We start from the raw sequence: 22,173 nt of genomic DNA, 5'->3' as shown, positions 1-22,173 counted from the left end.
CTTATTTATAATTTAAGCACCAAGTACTTCAACTTCACTATTTTCACTCTTTATAGTAGGCTTTGTTACCCCTATAATTAATGCTGTTATTACTGTACCAACTAATATACAAGCTATATATGCAACTGGTGCACTACATGCAAATGGTATTACAAATATTCCTCCATGTGGTGCCATTAAAGTTATATCTAGACTCATACATATTGCCCCACCTATACAAGAACCAATTATGTTTGCTGGAATCATTCTTAATGGATCTGCAGCTGCAAATGGTATTGCTCCTTCTGTTATGAAAGATGCCCCCATTATAGCAGTTGGTAGGGATGACTTTCTTTCTTCTTTAGTAAACTTATTTTTAAATATTAACATGGCTAACGATATCGCTAATGGTGGTACCATTCCACCTACCATTAATGCTGCTGATGGTTCAAATATATTACTAGAGAACATAGCCAATCCAAATGCTGAAGCTGTTTTATTAATAGGTCCTCCCATATCTGATGCCATCATTCCCGCTAATATTGCACCTAATAATACTTTATTAGTTCCAGACATACTTTGTAACCATGACTGTAAAGCTTCATTTAACCATGATGCTGGTGTATTAACTACGAAGAACATTATAGCCCCACTTGTGAATGCAATCAACAGTGGACATATCAGTACGGCATTTACCCCCTTTAATACATCTGGTAAGTTTTCTGTTATCTTCATTACTCCTAAAGCTATATATCCAGTTGCAAATCCTGCTACCATACCTCCTAAGAATCCTGAACCTCCAATAACTGCCATGAAACCAGCTATCATAGCAGGAGCAAAACCTTGTCTTCCTGCAATTGATTTAGCTATAAAACCAGCAAGTATTGGTATGAATAACTTAAATGCTGAATCGCCTCCAAGTTGTCCAAAGAATCCAGCTATAGGGTTGTATGTTTCATGAGTTGGGTCTGATGCAAATATACCAAACATAAATGCTATAGCTATACCAATCCCACCTATTACTACAAATGGAATCATTTCAGATACACCATTCATTAAGTGCTTATAAATACCTTTTTTCTCTGACCCTTGAAGTATTTCTTTTGAATCTTCTAAAGTTTTTCCACCTGGCTTAATTTCTTTAGCCATTCCATTTTCAGCATTTATAATTAAATTTTTGGCTAATGAAACATTCTTAGCATCTGCTACTTTCTTTTGTAATACTTTCTTTCCTATAAACCTACTTGTTTGAACTTCTCTATCACAAGCTATTATTACGTATTCAGCTCTTTTTATATCTTCTTTAGTTAACTTATTTTCTACACCTATGGCTCCATGTGTTTCTATTTTAACTTCATACCCAAGTTCTTGCCCTGCTTCTTCTAACGCTTTTTTTGCCATAAAAGTATGAGCTATCCCTGTTGGACATCCTGTTATTCCAACTATAAGACCTTTATTTTGATTATTACTTGAATCTCCTGATTCTACAGCTTTATAATTAAATATATCTAATATTTCATATGGAGTTTCTGCACTTAGTAAGTTCTTAATAAGATTTTCATCCATTAAATATGTAGCTAGTTTAGATATAATCTTAAGGTGTTCGTCTAAACTTGACTCTGGAACTGCTATCATAAAAAATGACCTAAGTTTTTGACCATCATTATCCGTGATGTCCTTATCTGTTCTTAAATACATCATCACAGGTCGCTTTACTGTACTTGACTTAGCATGAGGGATAGCTATTAAATTTCCCATGTTAGTTGGTGATTCTTTTTCACGTTTATTAATATCAATTATAAACTTTTCTTTATCATTTATATAATTTCCATGATACAAATGATTTGCCATATAATCAATTACATCTTTTTTGGTTTGTAATTGTTTATCTAATACAATACAATCACTACGTAATATTTTGTCTACCATAAATTCTGCCCTCCTTTTAATTTGTTATCCAATCACTGATTCTTCTTTTGGTGAAAAGCATTTTAATTTATCTATGTCATTAAATAAATTCATTTTAAACTCTATAACTTCCCTTGCAGCTTCTATACATTGTGGATATATAGCATCTGGTTCATATAAACTTGGATTTTGTTCTAATACTTCTCTGCACTTCTTATAATACGCTGATTTAACATCACTTGAAATATTTACTTTACAAACTCCTAGTTTAACTGCTTGTGCTATTTCTTCATCTGGATTTGACGATCCTCCATGAAGGACTAAAGGTATATCTACTACTTCTTTTATTTCTTTTAATAAATCTAGTTTAAGCTCTGGTTTAAACCCTTTTGGATATATACCATGTGCTGTACCAATTGCAATAGCTAGTGTATCTACTCCTGTTTTTTCAACAAAATCCCTAGCTAATTTTGAATCTGTATATATTATTTCATCACAGCCACCTTCTCCTGATGTCCCTGTTGTTCCTATTGTTCCAAGTTCTCCTTCTACAGATACATTTAATCCTTTTGCTATTTCTACTACTTCCCTAGATATAGCTACATTTTTTTCATATGGTAAGTGTGATCCATCAATCATTACTGATGTAAATCCACATCTTATCGCTCTTAATATTTGCTCTTTATTTGCTCCATGATCTAAGTGTATTACCATAGGTACCTTACTCTTATTTGCTTCTTCTATACAACTAGCTACAAAGCTATCTTCTAAGAAACTTAACTCATTTGGGTGTATTGCAAGTATTACTGGTGCATTTTTTTCATTAGCACTCTGTACTACCGCTTTAAGTATTTGCCCACTCCCTATATTAAATGCTGGTACAGCAAATTGATTTTCTTGTGCGACTTTTAACATTTCCTTCATATTTATTAACATATTGTACCTCCAGATATTTTAAATTTTAGTTTTGATTTGTTTGTTATTTATTTTGTCGTTGTTATATTTAAATAATATCAGGATAATAAATGTTAGAAAATAACAATCGTTTTCCTTTTTAAAAAGGAATTTTTATTATACACTCTAAGTTCCTTTTCACTAAATAATTTTTAGAAGTCTGTATAAGTGGACTCCAATAATTACGATTACTTTGTAAGTATTAATTTAAATTCTATCCTCTAGCTATATCATCTAATTTATAAAAAGATATAAACATATCAAATATACTACTTTCATTTACTAGAAAATTAACGGTTAATAATGGTATATTTGATATACTTGTAGTTATAAATTTAAAGATACTCATCCCACAGTTAATACTATATTGGTATCAAAAAAATTAAAAAGATATTAGCTATTTAGCCAATATCTTGTTGTAGATTTCAATGGTAGAGATGATTTATAGGAATCATACTCACGATTATCTAATTTTTTACTTCCATAAACTTGACATAAAACACCAAAAATGGCACCCATCGAGTTCATATCTAAGGAATAAAGTGACTTGGTTTTCTAAACACCAATTTATAAATTATCCTTTGTTATTTTATGTAAACCTTTTTCTATCTAATTTAAAAATTATTCCTAATGCTATATAGCATATACCAATTACTAATACACCATAAGCCATAGATACTCCTATCTTAAATTCTTGCATATTAGTTACAATAGAAATTGAAATAGGTCTATTGTAAACACCATAAAGTAAGGCTGACATTGTATATTCTCCAATTGTGCGAATGAATACTAATATAGCTCCTGAAATTATTCCTGGCATCATATTAGGGATTATTACATTATAAAAAGTTTTTATCCTTCCAGCACCTAAACTCCTTGATGATTCTTCTAGTCCTAAATTTATTGACTTCATAGCAACCTCATTGGATGAAAATAATAATGGTAAGGCATAAATTGTATATGCTATAGGTAAAATATAAAAACCACCTATTAAGGATTCATTAAAAGCAAATATACTTTTTTGATTAAATGTATTAATTAGGTTAACTGCAATGGCACTTGCAGGCATACTCCAAGGTAACATTATAATAAATTTTGCTAGTCGATTATATGTAGTATCCTTTTTAATTACTAAATACGATACTGGTACAGTGATTATCAATCCTACTACCACTGCCATTAAAGACATTTTCAAACTGTTTAATATAGGCTGTAATACACGTGATTTTTGGAAAATCATCTGATAGTTTTCCAGTGTAAAGTCTCTAGGAAATATAGTTGTCATAATTGAATGTGTACTTACAAAGGATAAATATACAATAGTAATTATAGGAAGCATAATCATAATAATTTGTATTTCAATAATAATCTTGCATACAAATGTAAATATGTCTTTTTTTCTATTATCAACTTTATAACTTTGAGATTTTAAGGATGATACTACTCCATATTTTTTGCCATAATACTGTAATAAAATCATAAATGAAATTCCCATTAGTAATAAAATAATTACTTGAACTGAGGCTATATCCATATGGTTATTAGCCTTAGACCTAACAATCTGAGTACTTAAAACTTTAAAACCACCACCTATAAGATTTGGAGCTGAGAAAGAACTAATTCCTGATGCAAAAGTTATAATAGTAGAGGTTATAACAGCAGGTGTAATAACAGGCCATATTACATCAAAAAATACTCTTAGCCTTGATGCTCCCATTCCTTTTGCAGCTTCAACTGTTGAGTAATCCACATATTTTAAGGCAACATATACATTTAAATAAAAATACACATACTGAGTATAGGCAACCACAAATAAAATTCCTTTTAATCCACTAAAATCATAAGGTTTGTTGATAAAGAAGAGTAAAATTTCTATAGATTTTGTAACTATCCCACTTTCTCCATAAAGCTGAATACATGCAATTACCATAATTACTCCAGGAATCATCATTGGACTTAGTAAAAGAATATGTATGATTTTTTTGTGTTTATCACAAGCAAATGTCATATATAAAGCAAGTGATATTCCCATAATTCCACATACGAGTACAGAACCCAATCCCAAAATTATAGTATTGCTTACTACCCTTAAATTATTAGTATTTGAAAAATATTCTTTGAAAACTTCAAAAGAATATCCACCTTTACCTTGGAATGCTTGTGCAAAAGTGTTACCTATTGGTACGATAATATATCCACTGAACCTCCCATGACTAAAGTCACAGGGTTCCTGCTTCATAGAATTTTGCATACTAAAATATGTCTTACCAATTCTCCACAGGCTATCCCCGTAGTTCCTACGGTTCTTACATAAGTTATCTATCTTAAACTGTTATTAGTCTTAATCCTTCTTTTAGTATATTTATACTTGCATTTATATCTCTATCGTGAGTTACATTACAACAAGGACAAATCCATTCTCTTATATTTAAATTCTTAACTTCCTCGTTTTTGTACCCACATTTATTGCATATTTATGAACTTGCAAAGAATTTACCTACCTTTACAATTTGTCTGCCATACCAATTAGCCTTGTATTCTAATTGACGAACAAATTCTGACCATGATACATCAGAAATAGAACGAGATAGTTTATGATTTCTAGCCATATTCTTTACCTGTAAATCTTCTATGCAAATAATATCATTCTCTTGTATTAATTTAGTAGATAGTTTTTGTAGAAAATCCTTTCGCCTATTAGCTATATGTTCTTGAAGTCTTGAAACTTTTAATCTTGCTTTATTTCTATTTAAACTACCGATTGTTTTTCTCGATAATTCCCTTTGTAATTTAGCAAGTTTGTTTAATGACTTCTGAAGATACTTAGGATTTTCTATAAATTGTCCACAACTTGAGATACAAAATTCTTTAATTCCTAAATCTAAACCTATCTGATTATTAGTATTTTCAAATACTTCAATATCTATATCTCTACAGCATAATGATACATAATATTTACCACTTGGCTCCCTAGATACAGTAGCATTAAGTATTCTCCCTTGAGGTACTTGTTTATCCCTTACTTTAACCATACCAAGTTTAGGTAATTTTATATATTGACCACAATACATAATATTTCCATTTGTAAAGTTCGTTCTATATGAAAATCTATTAGTTTTCTTTGATTTAAATTTAGGAAATCCTACATTTTCTTTAAAGAATTTTTTATATGCGTTTTCTAAATCTTTTAAGGTGTTTTGTAGTGAAAATTTGTCAGGTTCTTTAAGCCACTCTAATTCTTTTTTTAAATTAGTCAAATCAGAACTGCACTGCTTATAGGTAAAAGTTTCTTTATCGTTTTCATAAACTTCTATTCTTTTTGAAAGATATTTATTATATACAAATCTACAACATCCAAAAGTTTTGTTAATTAACTCTTGCTGTTTTTTATTTGGATACATTCTAAACTTATAAGCTTTTTTCACTACTACCACCTCACTTTACTTGTTTTTTCTGATTATCTATATGGTATTGTACTAAATATACATATACTCTACCATGAGTCACTTCAATTTTTCATCACCTATCATAATATTAAAATATGCAATTACTTAAAACAAGTATTTTGAAGATTTTTTATATTTATTTTTAAATAACATATGTAAGAACCGTAAGTCTTAACTTTTATCATTTTTGAGGTTGTCGTTCACATAAGTTTGCTACTACCTATGCAGTTCTCTTATGAACTTCTTACACTTTCATGCAAGCACAGACTATATCTTATCCTTCGGCATTATCCGTTAAGGTCTACCCACTTCCACTACCGATAGCTTGTAGTGTACTTCCCTCAAGAGGAATAGTCGTTGAAGTTTCTCCTATTCGGAGCTTACCTGCTGATTGCCCATTTTAAAGTACTTAGGGTTTAACCTTATACCATCTAACCAATTTTTTCTACTTTCGTAACTTTCACACTTAGGTCTATTTCATCCTTATGTTTTAGTTTGGTTAACTTTAGGGGTTTCCAGCAATTCAAGTAGTATTGGATAGGTTCTATCCTATCTCTACATATAAGTTTCCCTATATACTGACTATTTTAGCTACTAACTCATGACTAAAGTCACGAGTGTGCATAGCTATTTTTTAATCAAAATCCAAAATAATATACTGTATAAAATAATAGAAATAACATTTTTAGTTGTGAATTTACTATGGTTTATTTTTTTAATCATATTATTCACCTTGTAGCACACCTAAATATGCCCTATCCCCTACATTTAATTTATTGCTATTATTCAGTCTATTAAGTTCAGTTACTTGATATTTTTTTCCATTATTTGATACTGTATATTCTAAAATTGGCCCTAAGAAATTCTTAGATTCTACTTTTATTTTTACAAAACCTCTTTGGTTGGTATTTTGCAATAATACCATTTCTTCAGGTCTTTTATAAATATAAGGCTTTGTCTCTTTTTCAATATTAAAATTAACATAATCTTCTTTTTCAATACAATTTGAAGTACCTACAAAGTTTGCTACAAAATCATTCAATGGGCTTTTGTAAACTTCCATTGGTACACCAATTTGAAGAACTTTACCCTTATCCATTACAGCTATTCTATCAGAAATAGCTAAGGCTTCTTGTTGATCATGAGTAATAAATAAAGTAGTAATACCTATCTTTTGCTGTATCTCTCTTATTTCTTCTCTCATCTTGATTCTTAAAGCTATATCTAGATTAGACATTGGCTCATCTAATAAAAGCATAGTAGGCTCAGTCGCTAATGCTCTTGCTACTGCTACCCTTTGTTGCTGTCCACCAGATAGTTCATCAATCTTTCTTTTTCTAAAATCTTTCATTCCTGCCAATTCTAAATAATTATCACATTTTTCCACTATAATTTTTTTAGATAACTTTTTTATTTTCAATCCATAAGATACATTTTCTTCTACTGTCATATTTGGAAACAGTGCATAGTTTTGAAAAACAGTTCCCATATTTCTATTTTCTGGTTCTAGGTTAGTAATATTTTTATCACCAACATAAATACTTCCAGAAGAAGGTTTTATAAATCCACCAATTATTCTTAAAATAGTCGTTTTTCCACATCCAGAAGGACCTAATAAAGTAAAAAACTCTCCTTCCTTAATGGATATATTAACATCATGTAATACTTTTTCTTTTCCATAATAATGATTAATTTCTTTTAATTCTATATTCTTCATATCGTCTCCACAAATTATCTAATATTTATAAATCTCCAAATATACACATGATGAATCATCATAGATTTTAAATCTAGGAAACTCTATTGCTATTTCATCATCCTTTTCTAGTTCCCTAACTTTTCTATATATATAATCTATACCTTTAATCTCTGCTATTTTCATCATTTTATCTTTATCAAAAATCTTATATCTAACTAATTTTCAGTCCCATTTTCATCTCCTTGTCCACATAAATTATACTTTTACTATAATTAAAAGTTTTGCATAGTAAAAAATTCACTTCACTTGAGTAACTACGTCTACGAATCACTTCATATCGTTAACTACTTCGTCAGTTGCTTAAAAGCTATTTTATTTAATATTGGTGTGTTAGTATCATTTAGTTGTATGAGTTATACAAAAACCATGAGATATCATAGTTCCCTTATACGTAAAATAGCGAGGAAAATCCTCACTATTTTTGTATATAATATTAAATTATTTAATTAGACTATTTTATAGTTTTATTGTTATCTATTATATCTGTTTCCCACTTTTCAATCCAGTTAGATTGATTTTTTCCAATTACAGACCAATCTACATCCATAGCTTTATATTCTTTTGACATCCACTTTGGTGAATCTTTAAGTGCAGAATCTAATGTTGGAATACGATTAAAATCATTTGCAACCATAGCTTGAACCTTAGCACTTCCAACAAAATCTATAAACTTAGCTGCTGCATTTGGATGTGGTGCATTTTTTAGAGCCGCTACACAGTCTGTGATTACGACAGAACCACTCTCTGCATCCACAACTTCTAATGGCATATTATTTTTTTCTTTATTATCTATAATATCACTTAATACTGCAATAGATATAGCAGCTTCTCCTTTACCTATTGCGGAATACATAACACTTCCGCTATTGTAGTAGTTCTTTATATTTTTATTTAAACCCTCAAGGTACTTCCAAGCTTCATCTTCACTCTTAGTAGTTGAGTAGTAATTGATTAAGTTACTAACAGTAGAACGCATAGATGATGATAATGAATCTCTAGAAACTATTAAGTCTTTATATTCTTCTTTTGTTAAATCGCTCCAATCTTTTGGTGCTTTATCAGCTGATAATAGTTTTGTGTTATAAAACATCATTACTGGTGTTTTTATAGTTCCATACCAATATCCGTCTGAATCTTTGTAAGACTTGTCTAATTCATTATTCCAGCTTGGTTCAGTCTTTTCATATAATCCTTCTTCTTTTAATTGCATGTATGTAGATGTATCTCCACCAAACATTATATCTGCTTGTGGATTCTCTTTTTCACTTCTAACACGATCTGCTAGTTCACCTTTTAAGTTTATGAATTCAACATTAACGCCTGTTTCCTTTGTAAATTCTTCAGAAATTGCTCCTAGCATATCCTCTCCATGTGTAGTATATACTACTAATGTATCCTCTAATTCATCACTTTTTGATGTGCTATCATTGCTACAAGCTACAAGTGATAATGACATTGCTACAGTTAATAAGACAGCTGCTATTTTTATCTTCATATCAATTCCTCCCCCATATTCTCCATGTTCATTTTAAATGTTATTATTCTTATAGTCAACGATTCAACAATAATCTATATAATTGTATTTTTCTATAATTACTGATTTTATTATTGTTTTTTTCTATGGCTATACTTATTTTTATACATATAATTTTTATATTCACATTAATCCATTTTTCAATCTGGGTATTTTATTTCTTTAAAACATATTTTAAATATTAATATTATCATTATTTATATGCATAAAAAATGACCTATGAATAGGTCACCTAAACAAATACTTATATAGTATATGAGATACTTTCTTAAATCACTTATTATTTTTTTATCTAGACTAGCTTCAGTAAATAATGCATGTATGTGTGGTTTCCATTTTAAGTCTTAATTAAAAGTATGAACTACTGTAAAACTATACCTCATCCTCACATCTAAACTTTAAATTTTTATCTATTATTTATTAATTAACTGTATATTCACTAATTTTTATCATTTACAATACTCTTATTATCTTAAAATAATTATAATCTAACTTTAATCATATATTATATTACATATAAATATTTTTAACAAATTTAATAATTAAATAACTAAATAACTATATTTCATTAACCATCTTATAAATATTTATAGACTATTCACTAGTCTTCTTCAATAAATTCAAACAAATTTTCTACTGTGGTATCGAATACTTTAGCAATATCCATCGCTAACTTTAAAGAAGGATTATATTTTCCATTTTCTAAGTGTACAATAGTCTCACGTCTTACCCCAACTGATTTAGCAAGTTCATTTTGCGTCATAAGGAGTTTTTCTCTATATTCTTTAATTTTTGTTTTCATCAATATTGCCACTTAGTTACATATCCCCCTTTTATCAAAGTATATATACAACACTAATTTAGATAAGGACTGTATAAATAAAACTGCAATGAGGATTATACCAGTATCCAAGTTTGATATATTTATATTCCTTGTATAAGGCGTTGCAAAGAAAATAGCTATTATAACTATAGAATATATCATTATTGTTATTGCAATCTGATTAACCTTTGATAGTATAAATTTAGATGATTCATCAACTAAATCATTATATTTTTTATTATAAATTAAATAACATCCAAAGACTATTAACCAACTCAGTCCTGGAAGAGATGCAGTACTTGGACCTTTAAAAATATACTTAGTCGCTAATACAGCTATAAAAAAATAAGTCATTACAAGTAATTCTAAGATTAGCTTTGATCTTACACCAGTTTCTGATTTATACATATAAAATCACTCCTTAAAAATTATATCTTAATTTTTGTTTCATTGATATTGCCACTTAGTTACATATCCCCCTTTTATCAAAATATATATACAAAATTAATTTAGATAAAGATTGTATAAATAAAACTGCTAAGAGAATTATACCTATATCCAAATTTGATATATCCAAACCTCTTGTATGATTGGCTGAAAAGAAAACAGCTATTACAAATATAGAGTATAACATTATTTTTGATGCAATTTGATTAACCTTTAATAACATAAGTTTTGATGCCTCATCAACTAAATCATTATATTTTTTATTATACATGAAGTCACATGCCCAAAAAGCGAATAAAATTATAAAAGTAATCCAAATATCTTCCCCTTTAAAAATAAACTTTTTTAATAATAAGTCTATAAAAAAATAGGATATCATAAGTAACTCTGAAACAAGATTTGCTTTAACACCAATCTCTGATCTAGACATATAAAATCACTCCTTAAAAGTTATATATTTATAACACTTCATGTTATAAATATATAACTTTTCCAAATAAATTGCAATAGAATATTGTAAATATTTAGTAATATATTTATAAATATAGTTTATAAAAGATTTCATAATAACCATCAAATAGTTACAAATAATATTATAAAACTACTTCTTTATTCACTTTTATAGAACTTTCTCTCTAAAAAAATTCTTATAATATATAAAATATATTTTTTAATAAATATTACAATACAATACTAGATTAGTTTATTATATCTATTCTCTCAATCATATCATTTAATAACTATTATCCTAATGAACATGTAATATTGAAATGTATAATTATACAACCTAAATGCACCCCAATATACCCTCAAAAAAACCTCTTTTTCTGTGGTTGGAGTATGGTTGGTGGATTTCATCACCAAAATAAAAAATACTAGTCAATATTGACTAGTATTTCCAAGTATTTCATTATTCATTTTTATAAATTGGTGGAGACGAATCGCAGGAATAATACCCTTGATTAATTCATTTCATATACAACTCTAAGTTTTTATTAAAAATATACATCACTTTACTATTCTATGATATAACACAACAAAAGAAACTACAATCTATGAGTGATGGTTTCATATAGTCTTAGTTCCTACAGTAAGTAAGTAGGAAGAGGGTGTACTCTATATCGAACTAATTATAAATCTTATTATAGGAACTATCGTTTCTATTTGTATTGGTATAAGTACCAATTACATATATGATAAAATAAAAAACCACTTATCTATTGGTCGTAGTGTGATTTAGAATTTGAATTTAAAATTAAATTCAAATTCACTAAAAAGCAATCTATACTAGAAAGCACTACTCTACCCACTAGATTTCAGTTTCTTTTTATTTTATCTAAAACTACATTGTACTACATTACATTTAAAAATAAACCTTAAATTTCTTTATTACAATTCATTAGTTCGAAAAAATATTTAGAGTCATGAGTTTTATAAAGGTTTAACCAAGAACTTAATGCTTCTTCTTTAAAAACATCTAAAACTTTTAAAACTTGTATCGTAAATTCCAATGGTGCGATTCCCGAAGCAGTAATTAAATTTTCATCATTAACTGCAGATTCCATTTTATAATATTTTTCTCCAGTATAACTTGGTATCACCATTTTTAGAAATTCTAAATCATTACTTGTATGATCTCTAGAATCTAGTAAACCTGTTTTAGCTAGCCCTAAAGTAGCACCACAAATAGCTGCAACTATAGCCCCTTGTCCCAAAGCCTCTTTAGCTTTTTCTAATATTATCTCATGAGCTATAGATATCCAAGTATCTCCCCCTGGCAAAATTAATAAATCATTACTTTCCATATTAAACTCATCAACTGTAATCTCAGGTAAAACTTTTAACCCACCCATTGTTATAATAGGATTTTTATCAACTCCTACTGTAATTACTTTTAGTGGTTTTAATCCTTTTTTAAAATATCTTCCTGTATTTAATTCCGCAGTTAAATATCCAACTTCCCAATCTGACATAGTATCAAACACATACATATATACTTTTCTATTTTTCATCTTTTGCTCCTTATATGATTAATTAATATACCTAATTGTAAAATAACTTAACTGACATACTCTGTCAGTTAAGTTATTAAATTTGATAATGATTAATTAATTTGAGTAAATTTTCAACTATTTTATCCCTAAGACTTAATGGTTCAATTATTTGTATCGATTTTCTATAAGGTATAAGTATATTTGGTATATATGTATATATTACCTCTTCTTGAAGTTTAAATATTGCTTTATTTGAAGTTCTTTCTTTCAAATAATATCCTAGAAGCCAATGCTGACATAAGTTATCTAATGCATTTATACTTCCTTCTATAACTAATGGTATAAGATTATCCTCATCTTTTGTTTCATCCATAATCCCTCTTATAAAAAATTCACTTGCTGAAAATTCCTTTGGTCTATTAAAAGTATTTGATGTTTCTATAACATTACTAATTCTATCTATCCTAAAACTACGAATCTCATTTCTCATTTGACAAAATGCTACTATGTACCAATTATTATTCCAACGAACAATTCCATATGGATTTATAATCCTACATTTTGATTTTTCTTCACGAGCTGTACAGTAGTTAATTTCTACAGATAATTCATTTGCTATACTATTTTTTAACTTTTTAAGTACAGATTCTATGGATATTTTTCCAGTGGGTTTTATTACTTCAAAACCTATTAAATATTTTGTTAAAATTTCTTCTTGTTTTTGATTTGAATACATTTTTAACTTTGATGTTGCCTTATCTAATGTGTCATCTAAGAAACATCCCTCTTCTTTAGCAAATATAGCTGCATGAAGTAGAGCAGTTTGCTCCTCTGTATCGAAAAAAAGAGGTGCTTTAATGAAATTATTCAAAAGTGTATATCCACCATTATGACCTGTATCTGAAATTATAGGTACTCCACTAGCAGATAATGCATCAATGTATCTGTAGACAGTTCTTATATTTATTTCTAGTTTTTCAGATATTTGTTTTGCAGTAACTTTTTTATCTGAGTTTAACATCCATAATATAGACATCATATTGTCAATTTTAGCCATATAGTTTTACTCCTTCATATATGTTTTATAAATTAATTATATAGGTTATTAGATTAATTTTCACAAAAAAAATATTAGCAAATTGCTAATATTTTTCGTGAATTTTAATGGTGGAGACGAGGGGAGTCTATAAGTGGTTATTTGATTGTTTTGTTGGTTTTTGTAAGTGTATGTATATAGCTATTTAGTTATGATGTTAGACTGATTTTTTTGATTATTTTTTATTGTTTATTTTTGCGGTTGGGGTATTATTGGGGTATAATTTTCTATTTTCTAAAAATCTTGTTCCCACTCTAGAATAATTTAAATTTTTAATTAATAACTAACTGTTAGTAAACAAAATAATATAATTTATGTATAACTTTATAATTATTTTCTTATATATCTTCTTTATTTTAAATTAATTTAGTTTAATTTAAATAATCATATAAAGAGCCTTAGTCTGTACCTTTAAATTAGACTAAGGCTTTTAATTCTATTTACTTCATCTAATACTCCCTAGAATATATAGCACTTCTTTTTGATATCACTATCACTGTACCTATTCTTAATTAATTACTTACATACTTACTTGCTAACTTCTTACATATAAATAAGCTGCTAAAAATTGACCTCTATCACTACTTCCTAAGAAATTTTTTAATTTATAAACATTATAAGGATTATTTACTTTATCTTGCTATAAATCCCACTACACAAACACCTTCTGTAACAAGCCTTTTTTATAAGTTAATATTTCTTGCAACTGCATTTCTTCTTCAGATATTTTTTTATCAAGTTCAGTAAATAATGCAATTATTTTCTTTTGTTCATTTTCATTTGTTGGCAATAATATTTTTTTATTCAAAAAAGTTTCATTTGAAATATTAATTGTATTCTTTGCACCTTTACGAATTAAATCAATTAGATAATTATGCGCCTTTACTGATGATGAAAAATAAATGTCTAATATATTACCCAATTCGCTTGTTTTAGGAGTAAAACAGCCATATAATGGCGAAACCACAACATTGCTCTTTACTTTTGACTGTTTTACAATGCCCCATTTAAACTCTCCAGTAGGTGATTTTGTATATACTACATCACCATAATGAACTATATTATATTTATCCAGATTTTCTGCAGCAAATGAACGTCCAAGATGTTCCACTTGATCAACCAATCCCTTTGAAACTGAAACTGAATATACTTTTTCGTTTCCTGTATATTTTTCTCCATGTTCAGTTAATATTTCTGATAATAATTTTTCTTCCCATTCTGGGAATTCATTCCCAAAATCATCTTTAAACCTAATTTTTTGAGAGAATATATCAACTAATAATCCAGCTCTTATTTCTTTAGATAACTCAAGTTTTCTTCTTATTTCAAGTATTTTTTCATCAAGTTTATTGAACAAAGAAACTAAATCTGCTTGCTCGTTTATATCTGTTGGAATTACAATTTTCATATCAAAAAAATCATTTATACCAATATTAAGAAGTCCATGGTTTCTTGCGCCTTCAGCACAAATGAGAGAAGCTTCGCCATACCACCTTAAACTATCAAAATATATTTTTAAGAAATCTGAATTAATTCCTTCTTTTGGAGAAAAACATATATACAATGTTGATAAAGCACCTTCCTCATACGAATCAAGCCTTTTTATAGAACCAAAATCATATCCTTTTGAATAGCTTTTATTATATGCAAATTCACCTTTTTTCAATAAGTAATATCCTGACATATCTTTACTTGCCACAACTTTATTGAAATATGTTCTTTGATCTACAAGGCCATCCAATGAAGAAATAGTTAATGGTAATTCACTTTTTAAGCCTATATTTTTTCTTGTAACTCTATCAACAACCTCTTTAAGTCTAACTATTTGCCAATCACCATTATATTTAGGATTTCTAATTTTTGGTATCATACTAACCCTTCCAATCCAAGCAAACTTAGCATTTTACTTAATTCCTTATCAATGATAGCTTCCTTAGCTCTACTATTGTTAAAATTTGATATTGCTTCATTTATATTGATTGAATCTTCATTAATAAAATTATTAATATATTTAGTTAAGTTTAGATCAAATTCGTTTGCTCTAATTTCTTCTAATTTTGCAACATGACAAACCTTATCGATTTCTTTTCTTTCAGAATAATATCTAACTATATTATCAATATTTGCTGGTGACATGATATTTTGTTTTTTGTCAATCTCATATTCCTTAGATGCATCAATGAATAGTATATTGTTACTATTTCCATTTCTGTTTCTCTTCAACACCATACAAATCACTGGAAGTGTTGCACCATGAAATAAATTTCTAGGAAGGCCTATAATTGCATCTATACAATTTAGATCGTTTATTAAATACCTTCTAATTATGTCTTCATTATCACCTCTAAATAAAACTCCATGTGGTAATAATACTGATATTATTCCATTTTTATCCATATGATAAACCATATGCTCTACAAAAGCTAAATCAGCCCTTGCCTTTGGTGCTAAAACACCAGCTCCAGAATATCTAGGATCTGACTCATAGTTTTTTCCCATAGTATGTTTTGCACTATATGGTGGATTTGAAACTTGCACTTGAAACTTAGTATTACTAAAATTATCTATTTTTAATGTATCTCCATTATAGGTACTAAATTTTTTATATGGGACACCATGCATGAGTAAATTCATACGAAGAAGATTATAAGTTGTTCCATTTTTTTCTTGTGCATAAAAATGTGTTACATCATGTGATGTTATTTGATCTTGAACCTGTAATAATAGTGAACCAGAGCCTGCACATGGATCGTAAACAGACTCAACTTCAGTAAGTCCATATGTTGCTAATTTTGCAACCAATTCGCTTGCGCATGCTGGTGTAAAAAACTCGCCCCCTTTTTTTCCTGCATCACTTGCAAAGAGACCGATTAATATCATATAAGCAGTTCCTAATACATCTACATAAGCACCATCTAAATCAAAATTAATATCATGTATCTTTAACATTACCCTGCTGATAAGCTCGGTTCTATCTGACACCTCTTTGCCAAGGTCTTTGTCTTGAAGATTCATATCATCAAATAATTTATCAAATGCAACCTCTGATTCTTGTCCAAGTGTCGATTCTGTAAGTGATGAAATTCCATTTTCAAGATGGTCAATAGAAAATTTTTTTACATTAATCTCATCAATATAACTATCAAATAAATATTCTGGTTCAATAGTATAGCCAAGGTAGTCAATAGACCACTTTTTTACAGTAGGTGCCATTGAAGGGTCAGCTAATGCTTCCCTATATGTAACACCATCATTTTTTAATAAATCATCCATATAATTTTCAGTTCTTTCTGAAAGATATCTATAAAAGATTATTCCAAGAATATAATCTTTAAACTTTGAAGCATCCATGCTTCCTCGTAAATCATTGGCAATAGCCCATAATTTTGTTGCCAATTCTTGCGATTGTACATTTTGCGTATTTGCTACCATAATTATCAATCTCCTTCTGCAGTAAATTTGTCATACATATCCTGAATGAAAATAAGTATACCATCAATCAATTTGTCCATTTTTAGCAAGCCAAAGCCTAATGTGAAAATTCTTTGTCTTACTTTTTCTCTTGTTACAGACTTCTCATTACAAAAATACTGTGTAAGGATTTCTGCAACAACATATTTATCTATTCCATGTTCATTTGAAAAAACTTCAATTTCAGTATTTAAGATTTCCTTTTCATATTCTTCATAAGCTCTAATAATGTCTTCTTCTGGATCAAGTTCAAAAAACTTATCATTAATAAAAGATGTCATAATTTCTCTCTTATATCGCATCTTTTCATTGTCAGAACGCTCAATTTCACGAAGAATAAGGTCAATAGACTGCTCCATTTTTTCTTTATCAGCCCTGTTAATATCCTTTAAAAGATTTAAAATATATACAACATTAATTCTGTCAGTTCTAACCAATTCAATGTCAAAATCAACATCAACAAGAATTGTATCTTTACCTGTCTTTCTTGTTTTTTCCATATGATCATAAAATTCTAAGTACCACGATTTGTAATCATAATAATCAGCTTCATCAAGAAAAACATCTAAATCTTCCTGATTGAATTTTGAAAATGTCTTTAATGTTGCTAACGAGTTTGCAATAGCCCTAAATGCTAGGACATACTGCTTCTGCATATCTTCATCAATAAGTATTTCTGCATCATCAGGAGTAGCACATATTGCTCTTAATATTCCTACCTTGTCACCATAATCAGCAACATGATATTCATATGATTTAAGTAAGAATTCATTTGGGTCTCCATCACCAGAAAATAATTTTAAGGCATCATCTTGTTGCTTTTTAATGTTTCTGTATGTAACAATCTGTCCAAATTGCTTGGTTGTCTTATCTACACGATTTGTTCTTGAATATGCCTGAAGCAAGTTGTGCCATTCAAGATTTTTATCCAAAATCAAAAGGTTTGTAGGCTTGCTATCAAATCCAGTAAGCATCATATCAACTACAAGTAATAAATCTATCTGTGGCTCATCTTTCTGCTTCATTCTTTTGATGATATCTTTTCTATATGCATCAAATGTAGATAAATTATATGATTTGCCAAATATATAGTTGTAATCTTTGATACATTTTGCAAATTTATCCTTTGATGTTTCATCTACACCAGCTTCCATTTCTTCATTCTCCTGACAATGGAAAATAGCTGCTATTTTATATCCTTTTTCATTATTAGCCTTAAAATAATCATAGTATTTAAGCAATGTATCAACCCTATCAACAGCAAACATTGCTGTATATACATCCTTTCCACCCCCTGGTCTTACATGCTGTTCAAGGTGTTTAAGTATATCTATTGCAATACTTTCAAGACGCTTTTCTTCATGATAAAAATTGTTAATGTCAATCTTATTCTTTTTGCAATATGCAGGATCATCTATTTTAGTAACATCTATTGTTGCAGATGAACTTATTACATTGATATTTCTCATATATTCAACAGAAAACCTAAGAACATTGCCATCAGCTATGGCTTCCTTAATCATGTATCTGTGAATACAAGAATCTAACGTTCCAGCTTTAAACATATCAGCAGTTGTTGCGCCTTCTTTGCTTTTATTTTCAGAAAATATAGGAGTCCCAGTAAATCCGATATAATCAGCATTCTTGAAATATCTTTCTACATCTGCTCGCATAGTTCCAAACTGGCTTCTGTGACATTCGTCAATGATAAAAACACATCTTTTATCTTTTAATGTGTCCATAGACTTTTGATATCGAGGATTTTTAACAGCAATTGCCATTTTCTTAATAGTTGTAATGATCATCTTTTTTGATGAATCTTTAATGGCATCTACAAGTCCTTTTGTATTTTCAGTATTATCTACACAATCTTTTTCAAATGAGTTGTATTCATCTACTGTCTGGTCATCAAGATCTTTTCTATCAACTAAAAAAAATACTCTATCGATTAATAGATCATCACGAAGTAATGTAGCCAATTTAAAGCTTGTCAAAGTCTTTCCTGAACCTGTTGTATGAAAAACATAACCTGATAAATGACAGGTCTTTATTCTTTCAAATGCTTTCCTAACTGCATAGATCTGATATGGCCTCATTACCATAAGTATTGGTTCACATTCCTTAATAACATAGTATTTATTAAGCATATCTGTGATAGCAAATTTTTCTAAAAATGCATTGGCAAATGGAATTAACTTTGTAATACGGTTGTTTTCATCATCAGTCCAGTAAAATACTAATGATTTAAGAATGTTGTTTCTTGTTCCATCTGGTTTAATTTCATTTGCATTGGCAAAATACTTTGTCTGTGTTGAATTAGATACAATAAAAATCTGTATATATCTAAAAAGTCCCTTAAACGAATCTTTTCTATATCTGTTAATTTGATTAATAGCTTCATTGATTTCAATACCAGCTCTTTTTAATTCAATCTGGACTAATGGAAGCCCATTAATAAGAACAGTAACATCATATCTATTTTTATTAAGAACACTACTTTCATGCTCCTTGTCCATTGTAACCTGATGCGTTACTTGATATGTATTTCTGGTTGTATCATTAGTTAAAAATTCAATATAAGCCGTTTCGCCATTATCTAAATCTAAGATCCACTTTTGGCGAAGAATCTTAGCAGATTCATAAATAGTATGGTTATTTAATCTAAGCATTACTTTGTGGAATTCACTATCAGAAAGTTCTGCAATACCTTTCTTTGCAATGAGTTCATCTTTATTAACTTCACAAAGCTTAGTTCTAAAGTTATTAAGAACATCATCATAATTTTTGAGTTCAACATATGAGTAATCCATTTCTTGTAATCTATCTAAGAATAAGGATTCAACTTCATACTCTGATTTCACTTTCATATACATCTATCCCTTCTTTTTTAGTTCTATACATTAATATGATTAATTATATTATTCATAGTATTAATAATTCAACATTATTCAACATAGAAAACATATTCCCTATAAAAGGTCTAATTTAATCTATTATGTACTTATGATTAACTACTAGTATATTATCTTACTAATAATCAATACTAAATACATAACTCTATGTGTTCATCTTTCTTGTAACAGTTAATATAAATAATATTAACCTATTATTTCTTAATTATAAAAAATGTACTCTTACTTCTTCGTTATTTTATTCATTCAATCTACAAATTAGCTCTTCAAATATTACTTTCATTGTATGATTGTTTAACATTGGTAACTTTTCATTTCCCTTATCATCTAATACTGGATATAGAACTAAATTTATAAGTTGGAAACACAAATTTTTCAATCACAGAACCTAAAATAGTTGTTGGTTCTTAGCTCTTTTAAAGTAAATTGATAGCCATTACAAAAGACTTGTCCTGACACAGTATATAAAGCATCATTTTGATTTAGAATACCTTCTTTATCAAAAGTTTTTTTCATTTGAAGTGCAGTTCCCTTAGCACCATCAAGCACAGAATCTAATCTTCTTATCACTAATATTACATCTATATGCTTACCTCTTACATAAACAACTTTTAAATAATCATCCAGTATACTCCATATAAAACTTACTATTTAATTATATGTTATATCATCAATAATCAATTTCCTAATAAGTTTATTTGTCTAGTTTTGTAAAATTCAAAATCTATTTTAACATATATGAGTCTATAAAAAATATTATATTTCCATATTTCCTTATTTGTTAGCATTTAATATTTAACTAGACTAATATTTTTCATATAAGTATAATTTAACATAAAAAACTACTTATTATTTATAGTATTTAAAACGTAAAAGGAACTTCTATATCTTTATATAAACTAATAAAAAAGTATTTCTAACTCTATTTATAAACATTAAACAATATCTTTTAGTTCATATACATGTTAAAAAGTTACTTAATTATAAAAATAAATAACATAAACAAATTGGTTTAGATATATTTTATTCTTCAACCTTATTACAATATAAGACTATTTTACATCTTATATCCTTTTTTGAGTATAAAAAATATTATTTTCAAAGATTTTCACGTTTTTATATATTTATATAAAAAATTAAATAGTCTAGTTATTATTAATATACATTTATACATTTTCTTACATATATGAGTTTCAAATATAGCCACAACATGCAAATCTCATTTTTCTAAATTCAATATACCAATAAGCTTCATTTTTTAATATAATACATAAGTCTAATTATAATATATTAAAAGTTAAAGAAGGCATTTTTATGCCCTCTTTAAGTTTTAATGTATTTATTTTAAACAACATAAGGAAAATTTTAGTTAATTCAAAGTATTATAATATAATTTATTAATAAATTTGATCTTTACACTTAACTCCCATAATTTAATTACTTTAATAGATCAATCATAAATTTTGCCCCTGATTTAAATCCAAACTTATAACCAAGTTCTCTTTCAAATTCTATTAATGAATTAAATAAATCATTTAATTCCATTAATGCATGCTTCTTATTTTCTTCTAATAAACTATTATTTAGTAATTTGTTAATCTCTCTAATTTCTTTCCAATGTTCAGTGTAGTACTTCTCTTTCTCCAAAACATCTCTGTATATATGTTCATTTATCCAATAATCAAAATATATTTCTATAATTTCATCATACATGTTAGTACCTCCTTGACTTTCATCTGGTACTTAATATATACTTAACTTGTGTAGATTAGTGTACATTAAGTACCTAATTTATAAAGGTAGTTGTTATATTTATATGGCAACTACCTTTTTCTAGTAAATTTTTCAAT

The 22,173-nt window shown here is 28.1% G+C and carries 18 protein-coding genes and 1 pseudogene; all 19 read right to left on the bottom strand.

Annotation, left to right across the window (positions count from 1 at the left end; genetic code table 11):
* Positions 1-12 precede the first annotated feature (12 nt).
* A complete protein-coding gene (locus tag KGF45_RS17560; RefSeq protein ID WP_227842951.1) occupies positions 13-1,908 on the bottom strand; it encodes a fructose-specific PTS transporter subunit EIIC in 1,896 nt (631 codons plus the stop codon).
* A 24-nt stretch (positions 1,909-1,932) separates the two neighbouring features.
* Entirely contained in the window at positions 1,933-2,823 is an 891-nt protein-coding gene (locus KGF45_RS17555) for a ketose-bisphosphate aldolase (protein WP_227841115.1), read from the bottom strand.
* 411 nt (positions 2,824-3,234) lie between these two features.
* Positions 3,235-3,369, bottom strand: coding sequence for a hypothetical protein (locus tag KGF45_RS20220; protein ID WP_255287834.1), 135 nt, complete (start codon positions 3,367-3,369; stop codon positions 3,235-3,237).
* A gap of 61 nt (positions 3,370-3,430) precedes the next feature.
* The gene (locus KGF45_RS17550) at positions 3,431-5,080 is read right to left on the bottom strand and encodes an ABC transporter permease (RefSeq protein ID WP_227842950.1); all 1,650 of its coding nucleotides are present in this window, start codon (positions 5,078-5,080) and stop codon (positions 3,431-3,433) included.
* A gap of 85 nt (positions 5,081-5,165) precedes the next feature.
* Positions 5,166-6,275, bottom strand: a pseudogene (gene tnpB, locus KGF45_RS17545) (IS200/IS605 family element RNA-guided endonuclease TnpB).
* A gap of 736 nt (positions 6,276-7,011) precedes the next feature.
* Entirely contained in the window at positions 7,012-8,004 is a 993-nt protein-coding gene (locus tag KGF45_RS17540) for an ABC transporter ATP-binding protein (RefSeq protein ID WP_227842949.1), read from the bottom strand.
* A gap of 18 nt (positions 8,005-8,022) precedes the next feature.
* Entirely contained in the window at positions 8,023-8,172 is a 150-nt protein-coding gene (locus KGF45_RS17535) for a hypothetical protein (protein WP_227830245.1), read from the bottom strand.
* Between the two features lie 325 nt (positions 8,173-8,497).
* Positions 8,498-9,541, bottom strand: a complete 1,044-nt coding sequence (locus KGF45_RS17530) for an extracellular solute-binding protein (protein ID WP_227830246.1) — start codon at positions 9,539-9,541, stop codon at positions 8,498-8,500.
* A gap of 640 nt (positions 9,542-10,181) precedes the next feature.
* On the bottom strand, positions 10,182-10,394 hold the full coding sequence (locus KGF45_RS17525; RefSeq protein WP_227830247.1) for a helix-turn-helix transcriptional regulator: 213 nt from the start codon (positions 10,392-10,394) through the stop codon (positions 10,182-10,184).
* A complete protein-coding gene (locus KGF45_RS17520) occupies positions 10,395-10,811 on the bottom strand; it encodes a hypothetical protein (RefSeq protein WP_227830248.1) in 417 nt (138 codons plus the stop codon).
* Between the two features lie 55 nt (positions 10,812-10,866).
* Entirely contained in the window at positions 10,867-11,280 is a 414-nt protein-coding gene (locus KGF45_RS17515) for a hypothetical protein (protein WP_227830249.1), read from the bottom strand.
* Positions 11,281-12,226: 946 nt separating this feature from the next.
* Entirely contained in the window at positions 12,227-12,862 is a 636-nt protein-coding gene (locus KGF45_RS17510; RefSeq protein ID WP_227830250.1) for a type 1 glutamine amidotransferase family protein, read from the bottom strand.
* A gap of 76 nt (positions 12,863-12,938) precedes the next feature.
* Complete coding sequence (locus KGF45_RS17505; RefSeq protein ID WP_227842948.1) at positions 12,939-13,901, bottom strand: helix-turn-helix transcriptional regulator; 963 nt, start codon at positions 13,899-13,901, stop codon at positions 12,939-12,941.
* A 691-nt stretch (positions 13,902-14,592) separates the two neighbouring features.
* Positions 14,593-15,810 (bottom strand): restriction endonuclease subunit S, encoded by a 1,218-nt coding sequence (locus KGF45_RS17500; protein ID WP_227842947.1) that lies wholly within the window; start codon positions 15,808-15,810, stop codon positions 14,593-14,595.
* On the bottom strand, positions 15,807-17,372 hold the full coding sequence (locus KGF45_RS17495; RefSeq protein ID WP_227842946.1) for a type I restriction-modification system subunit M: 1,566 nt from the start codon (positions 17,370-17,372) through the stop codon (positions 15,807-15,809). Before KGF45_RS17495 ends, KGF45_RS17500 begins: the two co-directional genes overlap by 4 nt.
* A gap of 5 nt (positions 17,373-17,377) precedes the next feature.
* A complete protein-coding gene (locus KGF45_RS17490; RefSeq protein WP_227842945.1) occupies positions 17,378-20,278 on the bottom strand; it encodes a type I restriction endonuclease subunit R in 2,901 nt (966 codons plus the stop codon).
* Positions 20,279-20,561: 283 nt separating this feature from the next.
* On the bottom strand, positions 20,562-20,702 hold the full coding sequence (locus KGF45_RS17485) for a hypothetical protein (RefSeq protein WP_227842944.1): 141 nt from the start codon (positions 20,700-20,702) through the stop codon (positions 20,562-20,564).
* Positions 20,699-20,893, bottom strand: a complete 195-nt coding sequence (locus KGF45_RS17480; RefSeq protein WP_227842943.1) for a hypothetical protein — start codon at positions 20,891-20,893, stop codon at positions 20,699-20,701. Before KGF45_RS17480 ends, KGF45_RS17485 begins: the two co-directional genes overlap by 4 nt.
* Before the next feature lie 867 nt (positions 20,894-21,760).
* Entirely contained in the window at positions 21,761-22,036 is a 276-nt protein-coding gene (locus tag KGF45_RS17475; RefSeq protein WP_227842942.1) for a DUF6809 family protein, read from the bottom strand.
* Positions 22,037-22,173 lie beyond the last annotated feature (137 nt).

The sequence above is a fragment of the Clostridioides sp. ZZV14-6154 genome, assembly GCF_020657785.1.
Classification (GTDB): Bacteria; Bacillota; Clostridia; order Peptostreptococcales; family Peptostreptococcaceae; genus Clostridioides.
Note: the sequence above shows the minus strand (reverse complement) of the source record. Positions and strands in the feature narration are given on the sequence as shown.